Source organism: Fervidicoccus sp. SLHALR4 (genome assembly GCF_058692745.1).
The window spans coordinates 505696-523409 of record NZ_CP182483.1; the positions used below are offsets into that span (position 1 = coordinate 505696).

General features: G+C 54.5%; 19 protein-coding genes. 14 read left to right on the forward strand and 5 right to left on the reverse strand.

Annotation, left to right across the window (positions count from 1 at the left end; genetic code table 11):
- Window positions 1-25: 25 nt before the first annotated feature.
- Together ACLGLO_RS02650 and ACLGLO_RS02655 are read right to left on the reverse strand one after the other, a co-directional pair.
- Entirely contained in the window at window positions 26-631 is a 606-nt protein-coding gene (locus ACLGLO_RS02650; protein WP_492128852.1) for a hypothetical protein, read from the reverse strand.
- A gap of 67 nt (window positions 632-698) precedes the next feature.
- Window positions 699-2240, reverse strand: a complete 1542-nt coding sequence (locus tag ACLGLO_RS02655; protein WP_492128853.1) for a C69 family dipeptidase — start codon at window positions 2238-2240, stop codon at window positions 699-701.
- A 207-nt stretch (window positions 2241-2447) separates the two neighbouring features.
- Between ACLGLO_RS02655 and thyX the strand changes: the two genes are divergently transcribed.
- Window positions 2448-3083, forward strand: a complete 636-nt coding sequence (gene thyX, locus ACLGLO_RS02660; RefSeq protein ID WP_492128854.1) for an FAD-dependent thymidylate synthase — start codon at window positions 2448-2450, stop codon at window positions 3081-3083.
- A gap of 98 nt (window positions 3084-3181) precedes the next feature.
- Window positions 3182-3325: a hypothetical protein gene (locus ACLGLO_RS02665; protein ID WP_492128855.1), complete on the forward strand. Its 144-nt coding sequence runs from the start codon at window positions 3182-3184 to the stop codon at window positions 3323-3325.
- Here ACLGLO_RS02665 and ACLGLO_RS02670 read toward each other — a convergent pair.
- On the reverse strand, window positions 3322-4437 hold the full coding sequence (locus ACLGLO_RS02670; RefSeq protein WP_492128856.1) for a tryptophan--tRNA ligase: 1116 nt from the start codon (window positions 4435-4437) through the stop codon (window positions 3322-3324). The two genes, ACLGLO_RS02665 and ACLGLO_RS02670, sit on opposite strands and share 4 nt — an antisense overlap.
- Window positions 4438-4767: 330 nt before the next feature.
- Window positions 4768-5301, reverse strand: coding sequence for a dCTP deaminase (gene dcd / locus ACLGLO_RS02675; RefSeq protein ID WP_492128857.1), 534 nt, complete (start codon window positions 5299-5301; stop codon window positions 4768-4770).
- Between the two features lie 128 nt (window positions 5302-5429).
- Here dcd and ACLGLO_RS02680 point away from each other — a divergent pair, with 128 nt between their 5' ends.
- Genes ACLGLO_RS02680 through ACLGLO_RS02690 form a run of 3 tightly spaced genes read left to right on the forward strand, consistent with a single transcriptional unit; the run spans window position 5430 to window position 6522 of the window.
- Window positions 5430-5696 carry a hypothetical protein gene (locus tag ACLGLO_RS02680; RefSeq protein ID WP_492128858.1) on the forward strand — a complete coding sequence of 89 codons (267 nt, stop codon included), beginning with the start codon at window positions 5430-5432 and terminating at the stop codon, window positions 5694-5696.
- Window positions 5697-5722: 26 nt separating this feature from the next.
- Complete coding sequence (locus ACLGLO_RS02685; RefSeq protein ID WP_492128859.1) at window positions 5723-6100, forward strand: hypothetical protein; 378 nt, start codon at window positions 5723-5725, stop codon at window positions 6098-6100.
- A complete protein-coding gene (locus ACLGLO_RS02690) occupies window positions 6097-6522 on the forward strand; it encodes a hypothetical protein (protein ID WP_492128860.1) in 426 nt (141 codons plus the stop codon). The genes ACLGLO_RS02685 and ACLGLO_RS02690 overlap by 4 nt, the downstream gene beginning before the upstream one ends.
- Window positions 6523-6549: 27 nt before the next feature.
- On the opposite strand, the gene ACLGLO_RS02695 is transcribed toward ACLGLO_RS02690, so the two are convergent.
- Window positions 6550-7893, reverse strand: a complete 1344-nt coding sequence (locus ACLGLO_RS02695) for a hypothetical protein (RefSeq protein WP_492128861.1) — start codon at window positions 7891-7893, stop codon at window positions 6550-6552.
- 298 nt (window positions 7894-8191) lie between these two features.
- On the opposite strand from ACLGLO_RS02695, the gene ACLGLO_RS02700 reads away from it, so the two are divergent.
- The 9 genes from ACLGLO_RS02700 to ACLGLO_RS02740 all read left to right on the forward strand — a co-directional run bounded on the left by ACLGLO_RS02700 (window position 8192) and on the right by ACLGLO_RS02740 (window position 17699).
- Window positions 8192-9256, forward strand: a complete 1065-nt coding sequence (locus tag ACLGLO_RS02700) for an IMP dehydrogenase (RefSeq protein WP_492128862.1) — start codon at window positions 8192-8194, stop codon at window positions 9254-9256.
- Window positions 9238-10326 carry an amidohydrolase family protein gene (locus ACLGLO_RS02705; RefSeq protein ID WP_492128863.1) on the forward strand — a complete coding sequence of 363 codons (1089 nt, stop codon included), beginning with the start codon at window positions 9238-9240 and terminating at the stop codon, window positions 10324-10326. Before ACLGLO_RS02700 ends, ACLGLO_RS02705 begins: the two co-directional genes overlap by 19 nt.
- Window positions 10327-10336: 10 nt before the next feature.
- On the forward strand, window positions 10337-11890 hold the full coding sequence (gene guaA, locus ACLGLO_RS02710) for a glutamine-hydrolyzing GMP synthase (protein WP_492128864.1): 1554 nt from the start codon (window positions 10337-10339) through the stop codon (window positions 11888-11890).
- A 116-nt stretch (window positions 11891-12006) separates the two neighbouring features.
- Window positions 12007-12129, forward strand: a complete 123-nt coding sequence (locus tag ACLGLO_RS02715) for a hypothetical protein (RefSeq protein WP_492128865.1) — start codon at window positions 12007-12009, stop codon at window positions 12127-12129.
- A 98-nt stretch (window positions 12130-12227) separates the two neighbouring features.
- Entirely contained in the window at window positions 12228-13952 is a 1725-nt protein-coding gene (locus ACLGLO_RS02720; RefSeq protein WP_492128866.1) for an ABC transporter substrate-binding protein, read from the forward strand.
- A 10-nt stretch (window positions 13953-13962) separates the two neighbouring features.
- On the forward strand, window positions 13963-14898 hold the full coding sequence (locus ACLGLO_RS02725; protein ID WP_492128867.1) for an ABC transporter permease: 936 nt from the start codon (window positions 13963-13965) through the stop codon (window positions 14896-14898).
- On the forward strand, window positions 14898-15776 hold the full coding sequence (locus ACLGLO_RS02730) for an ABC transporter permease (RefSeq protein ID WP_492128868.1): 879 nt from the start codon (window positions 14898-14900) through the stop codon (window positions 15774-15776). The genes ACLGLO_RS02725 and ACLGLO_RS02730 overlap by 1 nt, the downstream gene beginning before the upstream one ends.
- Window positions 15773-16753: an ABC transporter ATP-binding protein gene (locus tag ACLGLO_RS02735; protein ID WP_492128869.1), complete on the forward strand. Its 981-nt coding sequence runs from the start codon at window positions 15773-15775 to the stop codon at window positions 16751-16753. Before ACLGLO_RS02730 ends, ACLGLO_RS02735 begins: the two co-directional genes overlap by 4 nt.
- Complete coding sequence (locus ACLGLO_RS02740) at window positions 16743-17699, forward strand: oligopeptide/dipeptide ABC transporter ATP-binding protein (RefSeq protein ID WP_492128870.1); 957 nt, start codon at window positions 16743-16745, stop codon at window positions 17697-17699. The genes ACLGLO_RS02735 and ACLGLO_RS02740 overlap by 11 nt, the downstream gene beginning before the upstream one ends.
- Window positions 17700-17714 lie beyond the last annotated feature (15 nt).

Sequence of the window (17714 nt, forward strand, 5' to 3'; positions counted from 1 at the left end):
ATTTAAAAGCTTTTCGCTCTTCTCCTCATGTCGCTGTGGTTGTGGTGTTCTCCGGGGCTGTTTCGGTTGGAGTGGCAACCTGCGGGTTGAGGTGCTGGTAGAGGACCTGGGAAACGGTCTGGTTGAGGACTTGAGCCGAATAGGCTCCGCTTGAATCAGTGGGGGGGAAGTTGAAGTATATGAAGGAGCCGTTGCTTATGATGACGAGGTAGGGAGTTCCGAAGTACTGGCCCAGAGCGTTCTCGAATGCGCTGAAGAGGGCCTTCGCTGATGGATCGGAGCAGCTGTAGGAGAAGTAGGTGCAGACAACCTCAACGGGAGTTATGTTGTAGGGGGACTTGAAGAGATAGTTCTTGAAGTACTCGCTCCACGCTGCATCGAACTGCTGACAGGAGGGGCAGTTGAGGTTCCTGAAGTATATGAGGTAGTTCCCTTCGCCCTGGGGGAGCCAGACCGTTCCGTTGCTGTTTATCTTCTTCCAACCTCCCCCGGAATATTCGTAGATCCCCTCCACGTTGACGAGGGGGCTCGTTCCGAGGCCTGTGATGATGGGGATTATTACTGAGAGAATCATCACCGCTATGAGGAGGACTCCTGCTGCTATTACAGCTACCTGCTTGCCGCTGGGCATGACGCATCATTCTCAGCCTCTCATATGTTCCAGAAGGTTATTAAAAGTTGTATTGTTTGGAAAAAAATCACTTCTCGGTTTTTGCGAGGTCGGTCATGAGTTGGGAGAAGACAGACCTCGCGAGGCTCACGGCCCCCTCTGCTGCTGACTTCGTGTAGCTGCTGAGGAAGTCCAGGGCAGCGTTTCTGTCTACGCCGAAGAGCATGAGGGCGTAGCTCTCCATGGATTCTTGAGAATTAATGAGGAAGTTCTCGTAGGCATCGAACTTCTCCCTGACCAGAGGCTCGTATTTGGTTGCATTGATGAACATTATGTTAGCGACCGATCTGAATGCCCAGAACGCTGATGAGCTGTCGTAGCTGTCCGTGCCGATCGTGTATTCATATGGCAGCTCTTTTATACCCTCATAGAATGGCACATATATGCTCGCTCTCGGAGCCGAGAGGGCAACCCACATAACCCCTCCGATCTCGACCGGCATCCAGCCGCGGAGCTGGATCACATGGCTCTCTATCGTCCTCGATATTCCCACACCTCTCTCGTTTGGATTGAACCTGGTGTCGTAGGGAGTCCCGGCGTAGTAGTACCTCAGAGCCTGCATTACGTCCTTGATGCTGAGCTTTTTGTCAGGCTCAATGAAGTATGGGTAGACCTTTGCTTCTGGATCAAGGTGCGCTGATGGGGTGAATAAGTTCTCGATCCCCCAGACCCTCCTGTAGTTGCTCGGAGACGGCTTTGTTCCATACGCCTCAGCTACGCAGAGAGGACCTTTAGATTCGTTCCACAGCCCCTTTTCAACAGCGAAGCTCTCCAGATCCGGGGATCCCAAGAAGTTGCTCGGGTCGCTCAGGTTAACGCGGCATATGCGCAGCTCATTCCCGTAGACAACGTAGCTGTTGTCAGGGACGCGAGCCGCAACCCATCTATGGCCGCTGACGACTTCTATAACCCAGGCCTCGCTCGGATCAGCAACAGCCATGGCGAAGGATTCCGCTGCCCCGTATGTCTCCACGAGCTTCCCGACGAGAAGCACCCCTTCCCTCGCGGTTGATGCAGCTGAGAGAACCACGGTTGTGATTATATCTTCGGCAACGCCGCGTTCAACGAGGGGATCGACTTCCTCCACCTTGCTGTTTATCTTTGTGGTGACTGTTGCGCTCACAGCAACGAACTTCTCGTTTATTCCGGCCTCGTGGTAGAGCCCTCCCGAGGTGTCCCAGTCCTCCATGGCAATATATCTGTACGTCTCTTGGGGCAGGGGGAAGCAGAAGCCCGTCGCCCCGCACAGCTGCTCGCCTGCGCTGTGATGCTGGTGAGGCACAATTATCAAATGCTTCGCCCAGTTTCCTGCGTAGTCCTCGTTTCTGGCAATTATTATGGAGCCGTCCGCTGTTGCGTTCTTCCCGACAACTATCATGGTGCAGCCGCGAGATACCTGCTCTTTGAGACCTTCTATCTGCTGCGGGGCGGCGCTCAAATTCTGCAGTGCAGAGAGCCCGAGGATTGGTTGGGAGAGGGCGGAATGAGCTAGAATTAGGAGGAGGACAGCTCCGGAAATCGAGAGGATTAGGGCCGCTGCTTTCAGCCTGGACAATGTCTTCTCTCTCACGCCGAACCACCGAGCAAGAAAGAAGGCGTCGTTCTTTTAACTTTAGCGCAACAAGCGAAACAGACTCGAGGGATCCTGTTGCAGGAGAGACTCCCGGCGAAGCTTGAAAATTTCTCATTTTGGTTCAGCGTGATCCGGTGAGCTTTCAACAGGTTATGTTTTTTAATGCAGCGCTTGAATTTTTCAGCGGTCCTTTTGAAGAGAGGGATGATTCTCTTGCATGTTAAGCTACTTTCGTGGAGCTCAGGTTCGTTGGGGGATCCCAGGAGGCTGATAGTTCTTGCAGTGAAGGTTTCCTCTGGGAAGCTGGGGCTCAAAGGAGCAGAGCACTACCTGAAGGAATATAAGGAAGAGAATGTGAGAGAGATTGTTCTCGATTCCTACAAATTCCCCTCCGTTCTGGAGCACGTGGTGTTCACGTTCCTGATAGAGGGCATATCGAGGGTTACTTCTCACCAGCTGGTGAGACACAGACTCGCATCGTACACCCAGGAGAGCCAGAGGTTTTCTACGGTAGAAAGGAGCTTTGTAGTCCCCCCATCGGTGGAGGAGAAGGGCTTCGGAGAAAAGTTCAGGGAGCTCATGGAAAAAGCTTATGCTCTATACGATGAAATGGTCTCGTCTGGAGTTCCCCAGGAGGATGCGAGGTATATAATCCCTCAGGCGGTCGAAACGAGACTGCTCATGAGTGTGAACTTGAGGGAGCTCCTCCACATTGCGTGCCTCAGGCTTTCTCCCCACGCTCAGTGGGAGATCAGGGATCTCGTCTCCCAGATGGTGGAGGAAGCTCAAGCTGTCATACCGGAGGCGGAGGATTCTGTTGCAGAGGTTCTGCTCCTCTGAAAAGTAGAGTTTCTCCTCCAGAGAGCAGGGCTGAAGAATAAAAGCCCCGCTTTGCAGAGAGAAAGAGAGAATGCTCCTGCTTCATGGGGTGCTTTTATGTGAAGGAGAAGGGGAGGGTGGAGATCTGGGGGAAGATAGCTTATCTCAAGACTGAGAAGGGGAAGGAGGCGCTGATACCCATAAACGAGCTCTGCTCGCAGGCGGAGAGGCTCGGAATAGAGATAGAGAACTACAAGTGCTAGAAGGATGGAATATCTACGAGCCTCTCCGCCTCGCTCTTCGCGTGCTCGAGCTTCCTCTGGTGCTCCTCCAGCCACTTCAGCATCTTCTCAACGGCCATTTTCTTGTCCTCCCCGCAGAGGAGCTGACCCTTCCTGCACCTGGTGTAGATGTCGAGGAGGTCCTCATCGCTCAGCAGGAGGTGGTAGAGGTACATTTCATATACAGTGCACTTCTCCGGCTCACCTCCCAGCCTCCTCTGCTCCTCGACAGTGGCCCTGCCTCCTGTAAGAGCCCTCATCAGCTTGGAAGCAGAGACTTCGAGGGGGTCGGAGAGGAATATTGCAGAATCAGGCCTGCTGCTGCTCATCTTCCCCCCGTCCAGGCCTGTCATGAACCTGTGGTACGTGCTGGAGGGCCTCCTCAAGTTCAGCTCTCCCGAGAACCTGTCCGCTATGTCTCTGGTGAACCTCAGGTGGGGATCCTGGTCTGCTCCAACAGGGACAAAAACGTATTTATAGCCTCCGTACTCTTCGAGCATCGGGTGCAGTATATCTGCTGCCTGGTGGAGGACTGCAGTGATCTTAGCAGGGGTCAGCTCCCCGTATATCGCTGAGAACTCCGCAGAGGTTATCTTCTGGCTGAACATCCCGACGAGCCTGTAGTACGGGGCGTCCATGTTGCTCTGGAAGTATATCTTCAGGTTCTTCTTCTGGAGTCCCAGGGCGAGGGCGTTTGCAACATACTCCTCCAGGGCTATCCTTATCAGCTCCTTCCTGCTCATCCTCCTCACAGCATATGCCTCTATGTCGGCTATTGCTATGATCACGTCCACGCCCATGCTCTGGTAGTATATTATCTGGTCCATGAGCATCTTGTGGCCGAAGTGCAGCTTACCGCTGGGCATGAAGCCCGTGAGGAGCGCTACCTTCTCCCCCCTCTCAAGGGCATTCAGGACCTGGTCGAAGTCCCTGTGACCGAAAATTACTCCCCTCCTCATGAGGTGGTGGGGGTTCTTTATTCTAGGGAGGAGCTCTCTGAACGGCCTGATCCCGAACAGTGTGAAGAGCTTCTCGTAGTCGGCTATCTGGGAGTACCCCCAGGGATCGAGCTTTATCTCTCCGTTCTGAGCCAAGCACGACACCACGGAAAAGTGTTCATCTATATCGATTAATAATGTTTCCAGTTGCTCCAGTGGAAGTGGAGGGGTCTGCTGAAGAAGGGGTTGAGAGATCTTGCTTGCTGAGTTAACCCCCCAGTTAACACCCCTCAATTTCCTATGGAGACTACCCCTTATTTCCCCTGAGAAGCTCCCACACACCCCTCTGTTTCCTGTGGAGCTTTTTCTGAGCTTTTTATTTTTCTAACTTCTATTCAAAAAGTTTGTATAAACAAATAGGAATGGTATTAAGCACTCGAAAAATCAAAAATGAAATCCAAAAGAAATGGAGGGGGGTTCAGCTGTTCATGCAGTTTTGAACATCTTTGGGAGCCTGACACCTCTCTGGCCTTGGTAGTCTCCCACGTAAGGCTTTTCCACTGGAGTCAGGAGGCGGGCGAAGATCAAGTGCGCAAATCTGTCTCCAGCATGCAGCCTCACTGGAAATGACCCCCCGACCACCTCTATAGTTATGTTGCCTTCAAACCCCGCATCTACGATGGTCGGCGGGGCGAGGAAGCCCAGTCGGGCGAAAGTGCTCCTCAGGTTGACGAATGCCATGATGTCGTCCGGCAGTTTTATGAACTCCATGGTGTTCAGGAGAGCTCTTTCTCCTGGATTTATGATGAAGCTCTCCCCCCTCAGGATTTCGTAGTACCCGCTGGGATCCAGATCTCTATCTCTTGTATCGATTGGAATGCTGTTCGATTTCAGCTTGGCAATTTCGCTGGATATCCTGAGATCGATCCCGTTCTCCCTAACGATTTCCTCGTCGTAGGGCTCAATGTAGATCCTCCCGGTCTTTATGTAGTACCTCAGGTCCCTGTCTCCGAGAATCATGGGGTCTCCCCTTTCTCTGGAGAATAAGAATGAGGAGAAAATAAGAGTGCTGTTAACTGGGGGGTTAACGCAACATTTAAATGCACATGCTCCGAGAAAAACTCAAATCTTCACCGGAGGTAATGCGCTTGAAGCCGGAGCCCATCGTGGCCTACATAATAATTGCCGCAGGAATATTCCTCGTGATATTCGCAGCATACCTGGCATATGGCGATTACAAGACATTCAGCCCCGCGCTGTCTCAACAGTCTCAGGACGTTGGAGGAGTTCTCTCCTCCGTCATCTCCTCCCTCCTCGTCCTCGCGATGAAGCTGGGGTATCTCGGCATCCTCGTCTGGGGAGGATCCCTCCTCATCAAGCACGGAATACAGCTGCTCCTGGGTCTCAGAAAATAAGCTGAGCTGCAGAGGAGGACCTCGCATTGTACGGTCCTGCCAAGCTGGGGGTTGCAGTGCTTGGGGCTGCGCTCCTAGCCTACCTCCTCTCCCCCCTCGCCGTCCTCTTCCTCGAGGTTCTCAACAACCCAAACGCCATCAGCATAGAGATTTCCCCCATCGAGTCGTTTCCCAACCAAACTGTCCTGGTGGAAGTTACATACAGGCACAGCGTCACCGTGAGGTTCGATAATTTAACCATAAGGATAGGAAATGCGTCGCTGAGCTTCGGAGATGTTGAAGAGGGCGTCTACAGGAAGAACGTAACCCTTCCAGTCTCCTTATTGCAAGAGATGAGCAGGGCCGAGATCAGCTTTGTTCTCGCGGGAATATATCCAGTCTCCGTCGAGGTGAAGGGCGGGTGAGCTCAGCTTCGAGAGCTGCCAAGGGAATTGTTTGGGGAGCGATCTCCGGAATCCTCTACTATTTGGTGTTCGCATTTCTCATCCCAAAGCTCCTCTCGCTCTACGGCATCCCGCTTCAGGGAGAAGTTGCTTGGAGCTCCCCGTACCTGCTCCTGAGCCTCATCGTGATAATAGCTCTAGATGCCATAGGCTATGCGCTCCGCTTTCCCCTCTCTCTTCCTTTCTACCTCTCATCCGCTGCGGTAGCCCTCTTTGTCATGGGCAGCTTGGTTGGGTGGGGGAAGATAAGCAGGGAGGTCTCCGTATCAGGCCAAACAATGATCATAACCGTAGATGCGTCTCCCCTCATAGCAGTAATCATCGGGATCTCCATCATATATGCTGCCCTCTCATCGCTCGAAAGGATGAGCGGGGAGGAGTGAAAGAAAACCTTTTCCTCTCAAGAGTTCTCAGCTGCTGTAGACGCACCCTCCGCAGACATCTCCAGAGTAGAAGTAAACGAGGGAGGAGCCGTTCACCACCAGGATTTGTGCGTTCTTGAGAATTGGGTAGAAGCTGGAGGGATCCTTGAAGATGTATGCTTTGAACATGCCCAAGCTCTGGTCGTATGCTGCCCTGTAAACGCTTCCATCATTTCCTACTATCTCCACGCTGTAGGACGGCGGGATACCTTCCACGTAAACATAGAGAGGGTCGCGGTTTTTCGCAACGTAGACGAATTCGAAGGTCGTGCTCTGACTGTTGCGGCTCCCCAAACCTATGTATGCTACATTGAGAGGCGAAGCATCGTTATATGAAGCCGAGGAGTTTCCACGGCTCGAAAGAAGCAACGCAGAGACCGTGGCGCTATTCGAAGCTCTCGAGAACCTCGCCTCTATGATGGCAGGATTCTCCACCGAAATCGAAGCTCCAGAAGAGAGAGGCCCGTTCCACCCACCACTGCTGAGATACTTCCAGACCTCCGCATCCATCCAATTTCTGTTCTGATAGTGAGCCCCAGCGGTATATATGGAAGATGAAGCGGAATTCGAGCTCAGAAAGACGACATCGGCATAGCTCCCCTGCAAATCATTTTGAATAACCTTCACCAGCACATATGTTTCATTTGGGAGAGCGCCTTGAAATCCATATGAAGGAAGGTTCAAATATGCCATGTTCTCTCTAGAGGGAGAAGCAGTTCCCCCCTGCAGCACAGTCAAGCTTCCCTGGCTCCAACTCCATGAGCCGGATAGCACAACAATTCTTCCAGATGTTAGAGGATCGGTGGAGAAGTCGTCTGCTAGCATCAAGTTGTTCTCTGCCAAATGCAGGTTTGAAGGCAGGTTCGAAGGTAGGCCCTGGGAGGGCTGCTGAGGAAGGGGAAGGAGAGGAACCGAAGCCTGGGCTCCGCTCAGCGTGTAGAGAAGGGCGATGAAGCTCTCAGGCTGATCCGATAAGCCGCTCAGCGCAATGCTAGCGCTCTTCCCCGGCTGTATTACAGTCGCATTGGAGGGATTTCTCAGCTCCCCTACCCCGCTGCTGTATATCACAAGGATTTTCGAGAGGAAAACGGGCTCCCCGAAGTAGTTTGTTAGATTAATGAATGCAGAACCGCTGCTTTGGTTGTACAGGAAGTATCCCGAGACGGATCTGGAGAGCTCGGAGCTCTTCTGCTCCAGCGACTCCCTCTCCACGGCGCTGTTAACATATGAGACGGAGGACTGTGCTAGGTAATACAGCGAGAAGAAGACGATGAGGAAGGCTATCATGAGGAAGAGAACAGAGATGAGGCCCGAGATCCCCCTCAGTTTCAAACAGCATCTCCACGAAAATCTATTATCTCAAAACCCTGTATTAAAATATTGAAACCACAGATCAAGCGAAGGATGATGAGTGTGGCGGTCTCCGAGCCTGAGGCGATGAGAGGAATCAAGGAGCCCTTGCTGAACTTCGCTTCTCTGCTCAGCTCCTGAAGCAAGCAGAATGGAAAACCTCAACCAAACTTAAACTCTCTCCTCGAGCGGGGATAAATATATCTTTCCGAATTTCGACCGCTTCGCTTATTTTTTCCAACGCTATAAAGCTTCAAAAGGCTGAAAAAGGGTCGCCCTTATGCCTAAGTTCTTGGATAAGCTCAGGGAAGCGGAAACAGCCCTCTCTTTCGAGGACGTCCTCCTGCTCCCGGGCCCCAGCGATGTTTCTTTCTCAGAAATAGACGTTTCAGTTTCTATGCAACCCGGTTTGAAGCTCTCCATCCCCATCTTAAGCTCTCCAATGGACACGGTCACAGGGGAGAAGGTTGCTGAGGTCCTGGGATCCCTGGGAGGTCTCGGCGTGCTCCCGAGGAACATTCCTGAAGAGCAGATGGTCTCAGCAATCAGGAAGCTTAGGGATAGGGGGATCCCGGTTGGAGCAGCTGTCGGTCCCCGAGACGCAGAGCTCGCTGAGAAGCTCGCTGAGGAAGGAGCGAGCGCCATCGTGATAGACTCCGCCCACGGCCACAGCAGGGCCGTCCTGGAGGCAACTGCGAGGCTCTCCAAGCTAGACATCCCGCTTATATCGGGGAACATAGCTACAGCTGAGGCAGCGAGGGCCCTCGCGGAAGCGGGGGCGACAGGGCTCAGGGTTGGGATAGGGCCTGGACACGCCTGCACGACCAGAGAGGTTGCAGGGGTCGGCTGCCCGCAGCTCACAGCTATAGCTGCAGTTGCCGATGCCGTTTACGGAGAGGGCGTTGCAGTAATAGCTGATGGTGGGATAGAGAAGCCCGCGGACATAGTTAAGGCCCTCGCTGCTGGAGCTCATGCAGTTATGCTGGGCTACCTCATAGCTCAGAGCGATGAAGCCCCAGGTGACAGGGTTGAGATAGGGGGGAAGTGCTACAAGAGGTACAGGGGAATGGGGAGCAGAGGAGCCCTCAGCTCCGGTTCTAGCAGGTACGGAGACTTCAAGAGAGTTCCCGAGGGGGAAGAGGGCTTCGTGGAGTGCAGGGGGTCTCTGCGCGAAATAATCGATTACCTGATCGGAGGCCTGAAGCAGGGAATGGGCTACATTGGAGCAAGGAGCATCGAGGAGCTCCAGAGCAAGTCGAGGTTCGTCAGGATAACACCATCGGCGCTGAGGGAAGGAGGGCCGAGGGGAATTCTGAGGGAGGGGGAATGGGGGAATTTGAAGTAGGGGAGCTGTTCTTCAGGGGGAGGATCTACAGGGATGTGAGGATTGCGATCCCCGGAAGATCTTCAGGAAGCTACAGATCTGCCCTGATCCCCGGATTCAGCGATGCCCACGCCCACCCGCAGGTCATAGATGTCGGGGAGGGAGGGATCTGGAGGAACAGCTACGATTGGATTTCTCGGAGAAAGCTGAAGCTGAGAGAGGGAGAGCTGAGGAAGGACGTTGAGCTCTCTTCCAAGTTGGCATCTCTAGCACTGAAGCTCTCCCTGCTCGACGGCGCAACATTCGTAGCCATGACCGGAAGCCTGCATGGAAACATTGAAGCCCTCAGAAGAACAGCGCACCTCCCAAGGGTAGTCGTGCTTCCAACCGTAATGAACAGAGAGGGGTGGCCTAGCCCTGTTGAGCTGAGCGGAGCAGCGGAGGCTCTCCTCCGATTGGACGGAGGGCGGTTCAGGGGAGGGATCTTCATACACTCCCTGGGATTCGCAGACCCTTCAGCCATAGCGTTGAGCTTGTCGATGAGCAGAAAGCTGGGGATCCCAGTAGCAATTCACTTGAATGAAGGGGTGCAGGAGCTGGATAGGCTCATGGAAATCGCTGGAGGACAAGTCAGGGGGATGATAGCCGTCCACTGCATCGAGGAGCCGGAGAGGTGCAGGAGAGAAGGGCTGAAAGTTGTTTCCTGCCCCCTCAGCAACCTCCACCTCTACGGAAGAACAATAGCATCTCTCGATTTCGTTGATGCCTTCGGAAGCGACTGGCCCCTCGTGATCGGGACAGTGAAGCATGCAGTCTCCAAAGCTGCGGAGATCTTCGGCCCTTCTCTGGAGCTCCTGAGCAAGGCCACTGCCGGAGGATATGATGTCTTCGGCATGAGGTTCGAGGGCGATGCAGCCTTCTACGACGAACCCCTCTCCTCAATATACTCTGGGAAGACTGAGCCGAAGCTTGTGTTGGTGGAGGGGGAGGCTGTGGTCGAGGAAGGCAAGATCGATGGAGAAGGCAGGGCTGAGCTCGAGAGAGAGCTGAGAGAAGTGAAGGAGGAAGCTCTCTCGAAATATTCTATCTGAGGTGCCCGGAGTGAAGAGAATAGCAGTTTTCGACTTCGGAGGGCAGTATGCCCACCTGATAGCGAGGCGGATAAGGGAGCTGAGGAGGCTCTCGGAGATAGTTCCCTGGGAAAAGCGAACGGCTCTGGAACCCCTCAGGACATCGAGCGCTCTGATCCTCTCCGGCGGCCCGAGGAGCGTAGCTGAGGAAGATGTGGAGGCAGTGAGGGAGATGATGGGGGAAGCCATGCAGAGGGGAACACCTGTTCTCGGAATATGCTACGGCCACCAGCTCATAGCAGCAGCCCTCGGAGGCAGGGTGGAGAGGGGGTGGAGGGGCGAGTTCGGCCCCACAGAAGTGGAAGTCCTCACAGAAGATCCTATCTTTGATAGTGTGGGCAGGAAGTTCAAAGCATGGATGTCCCATTCGGACAGCGTTGTCTTTCTCCCCGAGCACCTGAGGCCTCTTGCGAGGACTGAAGGCGGGGTTATCGCAGCCTTCAGGCACGCGAGCCTCCCCATATACGGCCTCCAGTTCCACCCGGAGGTTAAGCACACGGAGAATGGAATGAGGATCCTCGAAAACTTCCTATCCTCCGTTGCTTCGATTGGGGAGGAGTGGTTTCCTGAAAAGAGGGCAGCTGAGATAGTTGGAGAGCTGAAGCAGAGGATGAGGGACGGGGAAGCGGTTGCAGCCGTCAGCGGCGGCGTGGATTCCCTGACAGCCGCGGTTCTTGTCTCAATGGCGATCGGGAGAAACAAGGTGCACGCTCTTGTTGTCGACACGGGCCTTCTGAGGGAAGGGGAAGCTGAAGAGGCTGAGGAAGCCCTCAGGGAAGCTGGAATAGAAAACATATATGTTCTGGACAGATCCGAAAGATTCATTTCAAGGCTGAGAGGTCTATCGGATCCGGAGGACAAGAGGAGGGCGGTAGCTGAGGCCTTCGCCGAGGTCTTCGAGGAGTTCGTCTCGGAGCTGGTTTCCGAGGGCAGGAATGTGAAGTACCTGGTGCAGGGAACGATATATCCGGACAGAATAGAGAGCGGAGCAGCGGGAAGGGGTTCCGAGAAGATCAAGAGCCACCACAACGTAGTCATGAGGAAAATAAAAGGCCTCGAGCTAGTTGAGCCCCTCTCCGAATTCTACAAGGACGAAGTCAGAGAAATAGCGAGGAGCCTCGGGATCCCCGAGAGGATAATTGAGAAGCACCCTTTCCCGGGGCCGGGGCTCTCCATAAGAGTAATCGGTGAGGTTACGGAGGGCTCCCTCGAGGCCGTGAGGAGGGCCAACGCTGTGGTTGAGGAGGAGCTCAGGAGCACCGGCCTCTACAGCAAAGTTTGGCAGGCGTTCGCTGTCCTCCTCCCCATCCGCACGGTTGGAGTCAAGGGGGATCGGAGGGCATATGAGAGGGCGGTGGCGGTGAGGATAGTTGAAAGCGAGGACGGCATGACAGCATCTCCATCGAGAATACCTTGGGAGGTGCTCGAGAGGATATCTTCGAGGATCGTTAGGGAAGTTCCCGGGGTCAACAGGGTCCTCTACGATTTGACGACGAAGCCGCCGGCGACTATAGAGTTCGAGTGAGATCTGTATCGATTTATAATACCCAAAGGCCGTTTTTTCAAAATTTTGCTGAAATAAAGCTTTTTAATCCTTTTTGAAGAACTGATATCCACACACTCACACTTTGGTGGGAAGGCATGAAAGAGGGCTCGGCGTCATCTAAGCGATCTGCTCCAGCCGCAGCCCTCTCTCTCATGCTCTCCACCGCAAGCTACTTCTACTATTTGATCGTGTCCATTTATATTTGGGCCCTCCAGTGAGGAGGGCCCACACACCACAATATTATTAAAATAAACCCAATATTCCCCCACCCTCTAACCTTTTTTCTTCCCTGAAAGACCCTAAGGAGGAAGAGATCATGCTCTCTCAGAAGGAATATTCGCGAGGTAAAGGTTACCGCAGGTCTGTAAGCACGAGTTCGGTTCTGGCTATAGTTGTTATAATTGTGATTGCAGCAGCCGCGGCGCTGCTGCTCACGCGAGGCGGATCACCCCCATCTCAAACTAGTGCAACTTCGCCTACATCTTCATCAACGACTTCCACAGCGCAGGCACCTCAGACGTCGACGGCCCAGAAAACAACTACTTCATCAACAACATCCCAGACAACGGCGCAGACGACCGCGGGAAAAACCCTGAGAGTGGGGATAGGGGTTGATGCTGATACCCTGGATCCGGCTGGTCAGACCACCACAGCGATAAGCAATATAATAAGGCTCATAGCGGAGCCGCTCTTCATAACTGCGCCGAACGGAACTCTGATCCCCGTGCTGGCAGATTCCTACACCATCTCCGACAACGGGACCGTGTACACCATCTACCTGAAGAAGGGGATAAAGTTCCAGGACGGAGAGCCCTTCAACGCAGAAGCGGTTAAGTTCACGCTCGAGAGGATCCTCGATCCCAGCGTCAAGGTTCCCCAGAGGGGGAACTACCTGCTCATAGACCACGTTGAAGCTGTGAACGAGACGACTGTGAGGATATACCTGAAGAAGCCCTTCGCGCCATTCCTCGGAGTCCTTGCATCTGCATACATCGTGGCTCCGAACGCAACGAAGCAGCTGGGAGACAAGATATCTACTTCGCCAGTTGGTATAGGGACGGGTCCATACATGTTTAAGGAGTGGGTGAAGGGCGACCACATAACCCTAGTAGCTAATCCGAACTACTGGAACGGGACACCAAACTTCAGCCAGATAGTGTTCAAGATAGTTCCCGACGCTAGCACAAGAGAGGCGATGCTGCTCTCGGGACAGCTCGATCTCATAACACAGCCCCCGGCAAGCGATGTTGCATCGCTGAGCTCGAGGAGCGATGTAAAAGTTCAGTACGTTGTCTCTACGAGGGAGATGTACATAGGAATAAACACGCAATACGGTCCCCTCTCCGATGTGAGGGTTAGGCAGGCCCTCAACTACGCTGTAGACAAAGAAGCACTCATCAAGAACGTCCTCTTCGGGCTGGGATCTCCCGAGGACTCAATACTGCCCTCGTTCTCCCTCGGACACATCTCCCTGGGCCCATACCCGTACGACCCGCAGAAGGCCAAGCAGCTCCTCGCGCAGGCAGGATACCCCAACGGCTTCCCCGTTACGCTGATAACCCCCAACGGGAGATACCTCTTCGACAGCCAGGTTGCTGAGGCAGTTGCGCAGTACCTGAGGGACATAGGCCTCCAGGTAACAGTCAGGACTTACGACTGGCCAACATACGTTTCAACAATCCTGGCACCGCTGAACAGCACGCAGCTCCAGCTGTTCCTGCTAGGATGGTCGCCGAGCGTCCCAGATCCGTACTTCTACACATTCCAGCTCTTCCACACATCCCAGTTCCCTCCCAACGGATTCAACAACTTCTTCTACAACAACAGCGAAGCAGACAGGCTGCTGGAGCTCGGGATGACGACCGCGGATCCTCAGCTGAGGGCCCAGATATACACCAACCTGAGCAGGATCGTCTGGAACGACGCACCCATGATATTCCTGTACTACCAAGCGTTCGTCGTGGCATACAGGAGCTCGCTGAGCAATGTGGTTCTGTTCCCATACGAAATGGTCGATTTCGCGAGCATAAAGATGGGGTGATGCCTGGAGAATGTCCATAGCGAAGTTTTTTGTCAAGAGGCTGATAGGGGTGGCGGTGGTCGTCCTCTCAGTAAGCATATTCATGTTTTTGCTGCTGAGGTCTGTGCCCGGAGATCCGGCAAGGCTGCTCGCCGGATTCGATGCCCCGCCTCAGGTTGTTGAGCAGATCAGGGAGAGGTACGGCCTGAGCGATCCCCTCCTAGTCCAGCTGCTCAAGTACCTGGAAAACCTCCTCACATTCAACCTGGGGACCTCGATAAGGACGGACAGTCCAGTCCTGAGCGAAATAGCTTCGAGGCTCCCGTACACGATATACCTCTCGGCGGCGAGCCTCCTCATAGCCGTTGCTACAGGCGTTCCCCTTGGAATATATGCTGCCCTGAAGAAGGACTCCCTCCCCGACTACATTGCAACTGCGCTGACCTCTCTGGGGACGGCAATGCCGACCTTCTGGCTGGGCCTCATGCTTATACTGCTCTTCGCTGTTCAGCTCAAGATCCTCCCAGCGGGCGGGGCAGAGAGCCCCAGTAGCATTCTGCTCCCCTCGCTCACCCTCTCCCTTCCCGTGATGGCTCCTATAGTGAAGACGACCAGGTTCGCCTTCCTGGAAGTGCTCAAGGAGGACTTCGTGAAGCTTGCCAAGGCGAAGGGCCTCAGGAGGAGGACAGTAATATTCAAGCATGTTCTCAAGAACGCAATGATCCCTGTCATAACGGTGATAGGCCTGCAGCTTGGGAACCTCATGAGGGGAGCAGTTATAACGGAGACGGTCTTCGCGTGGCCCGGAGTCGGAAGGCTGGTCGTGGACTCGATATTTGCGAGGGACTATCCAATGGTCCAGGGCGCCATCTTCGTGCTCGCCCTCATCTACGCTTTCATAAATCTGGCCGTTGACTCCCTCTACGCAGCAGTGGATCCCAGGATAAGGCTCGGAGGTGGAGCGTGATGGAGCTCAATTTCGAACGGATAAGGAAGCTCGGCATCCTCAGCGAGCCCCTCTACGCCATAGTCAAAACGAGGACTGGCCTCCTCGGTATTGCATCCCTCTCCTCCATAGTTCTCCTCTCGCTGGTGGTGGGCCTCATAAGCCCCTACAACCCCATAAAGGGCAGCCTGGCTGATGCCCTGAGGCCGCCATCGCTCACCCACATATTTGGGACAGACGAGCTGGGGAGAGATCTCTTCACGAGGACATTCTACGGGGCGAGGACATCCCTCATAATCTCCTTCCTGGGAGCAGGGCTCGGCGCTGGGATAGGGACGCTGCTCGGTCTGCTCGCAGGCTATCTCGGGGGAGCGGCAGACTACATCCTCATGAGGATCTCGGACGCCCTCCTCTCGATACCTTCAATATTGATAGCGATAGCCCTCGTAGCTACTTTGGGGCCGGGAATGACGAACATAATAATAGCCATAGCCTTCGGCCTGATTCCCGCGTACATGAGGCTCACGAGGGGGGTGGTGGTGCAGGTGAAGAGCATGGAGTATGTCATCGCCGCCAAGCTGCTCGGGCTGAGCAGTGCCAGGATAATGTTCAGGCACATACTACCAAATATATCATATATAACAATATCCCAATTTACTCTTGACCTTGGAGGAGCAATACTCATGGCATCCGGTTTGGGCTTTCTGGGGCTGGGGATACAGCCTCCCTACCCAGAGCTGGGGACGATGATAGGGACCGCCAAGAACTACATAGGCATAGCCCCATACCTGATACTCTTTCCGGGCATGGTCCTGCTCCTCCTGGCTCTCGGCTTCAACCTGCTCGGGAACATGCTCAGGGATGCCCTCGATCCCTCGTCTGGGGTGAGGATGAAGTGAAGCTGCTTGAAGTGAAGGGGCTCAGCGCCTCCTACCAGATCGGGAGGAGGAAAGAGAGAGTTCTGAAGAGGATAAGCTTCAGCCTAGACGGCGGGGAGAGGCTCGCCGTAGTCGGGGAGAGCGGTTCGGGGAAGAGCACCCTCGCATCCATACTGCTCAGGCTTGAGCCGGACAACCTCGTGATAGAGGAGGGCAGGGTGCTGTTCGATGGAATAGATCTCACCACCGCCAGCGAGGAGCAGCTGGAGAAGGTGAGGGGGAGGGGGATATCTGCGGTCTTTCAGAACCCGTCGAGCTCGCTGAACCCTCTCTATCCGGTCGGAGAGCAGATAGCCGAGGCCCTCAGAGAAAACGGCTATGGAAAGGATGAAGCGAAGAGGGAAGCCATAGAGCTGCTGAGGAGCGTCGGCATACCTAACCCGGAGGAGAGGTACAGCTCCTACCCCCACCAGCTCTCGGGAGGTCAGAAGCAGAGGGTTGCGATAGCGATCGCGGTAGCCCTCAGGCCGAAGCTCATTGTTGCCGATGAGCCGACGAGCGCCCTGGATGTATCGACTCAGACTCAGATAATAGAGCTCCTCAACAGCCTGACGAGAGAATACGGCACATCCCTCATCTTGATAACCCACGACATAGGGGTTGCATACGATGCATCGGACAGGATAGCTGTGATGTACGGCGGAAAGATCATGGAGGTGGGGAGGACCGAAGATGTCGTGAACAGCCCCATGCATCCGTATACAAAGTACCTGATATCATCCATACCCACGAGCGGCTTCAAGATGAACCCTCTTTCATTTGAAGGCAGGAAGATGGGAGGACCGAACGGATCGCGGCATTCGGGCTGCCCCTTCTTCGCGAAGTGCCCCATAGCTGAGGAGAGGTGCTCCAGAGAGCCTCCGGAAGCCTTCTCGGTCGGCGGGAGGGAAGTCTCATGCTGGAGGCTCGGCGCTGAGGTGGTGAGGAGTGCGGGGTAGCCTCGAAGCCGCTTCTGTTGAAGGCCTGAGGAAGATATACAGGGCAGGAGGGTCCCTGGCGGGTGCTGTAGAAATAAGAGCGATAGACGGCATAGACCTCAAGGCATACGAGGGGGAGATCCTCGGGATCCTGGGGGAGAGCGGATCCGGGAAAACAACTCTGGGAAAGATCCTCGCAGGCATTGAGAGGCCTTCCTCTGGGAAAGTCTTCCTCTTCGGGGAGAGCGCTGAGTCCTTCCTCAAGAGGAACAGAAGGGGCGTCCAGATGGTCTTTCAGAACCCCGACACCTCCCTGAATCCGAGAATGAAGGTGAGGGACATACTTAGGGAGGCGCTCGCAGCTGGGGGGAGGGAGGGAAGCAGGGAGGAAGTGGAGGAGCTGCTCGAGATGGTAGGGCTGGAAGCCAGATACTCGGAATACTACCCCCACCAGCTCTCGGGAGGTCAGAAGCAGAGGGTTGCGATAGCGAGGGCCCTATCCGTCAGGCCGAGGCTCATAGTTGGGGATGAAATAGTTTCCGCTCTCGACGCGACGGTCAAGGTTCAGATCCTCTCCCTGATAAAGGAGCTGCAGAAGGAGTTCGGCTTCACTCTCCTCTTCATCAGCCACGACCTACCAATAACCAGGGCGATAAGCGATAGAATTGTTGTGATGTATATGGGGAAGATCCTGGAAGTTCTCAGCCCGGAGGAGCTCACAGAAAGGCCTCTGCATCCATACACGAAGCACCTTCTCAGCTCGCTCCCCTCCATATACTTGAGGGGGTCGGGCGCAGAAGGAAAGAAGCTCAGGCTGAAGGAGCTTCAGGGGCCTCCTCCCGAGAGGGGGTGCAAGCTCCAGAGAATATGTCCCTTCGCAACCGAGAGGTGCTTCAGGGAGGAGCCCCCGGCGCTTGCGGAGGGGAAGGATCATCTCGTTTTTTGTCATCTCTATTCGAAAAACTGAACAGGTGCGTGAGAA

What these genes read in the sequence shown, in the direction of transcription:
- ACLGLO_RS02650 (WP_492128852.1), bottom strand. Translation starts at nt 631, where the DNA reads ATGCCCAGCGGCAAGCAGGTAGCTGTAATAGCAGCAGGAGTCCTCCTC.
- thyX (WP_492128854.1), top strand. Translation starts at nt 2,448, where the DNA reads ATGATTCTCTTGCATGTTAAGCTACTTTCGTGGAGCTCAGGTTCGTTG.
- dcd (WP_492128857.1), bottom strand. Translation starts at nt 5,301, where the DNA reads ATGATTCTCGGAGACAGGGACCTGAGGTACTACATAAAGACCGGGAGG.
- ACLGLO_RS02700 (WP_492128862.1), top strand. Translation starts at nt 8,192, where the DNA reads ATGCCTAAGTTCTTGGATAAGCTCAGGGAAGCGGAAACAGCCCTCTCT.
- ACLGLO_RS02705 (WP_492128863.1), top strand. Translation starts at nt 9,238, where the DNA reads ATGGGGGAATTTGAAGTAGGGGAGCTGTTCTTCAGGGGGAGGATCTAC.
- ACLGLO_RS02715 (WP_492128865.1), top strand. Translation starts at nt 12,007, where the DNA reads ATGAAAGAGGGCTCGGCGTCATCTAAGCGATCTGCTCCAGCCGCAGCC.
- ACLGLO_RS02720 (WP_492128866.1), top strand. Translation starts at nt 12,228, where the DNA reads ATGCTCTCTCAGAAGGAATATTCGCGAGGTAAAGGTTACCGCAGGTCT.
- ACLGLO_RS02725 (WP_492128867.1), top strand. Translation starts at nt 13,963, where the DNA reads ATGTCCATAGCGAAGTTTTTTGTCAAGAGGCTGATAGGGGTGGCGGTG.
- ACLGLO_RS02730 (WP_492128868.1), top strand. Translation starts at nt 14,898, where the DNA reads ATGGAGCTCAATTTCGAACGGATAAGGAAGCTCGGCATCCTCAGCGAG.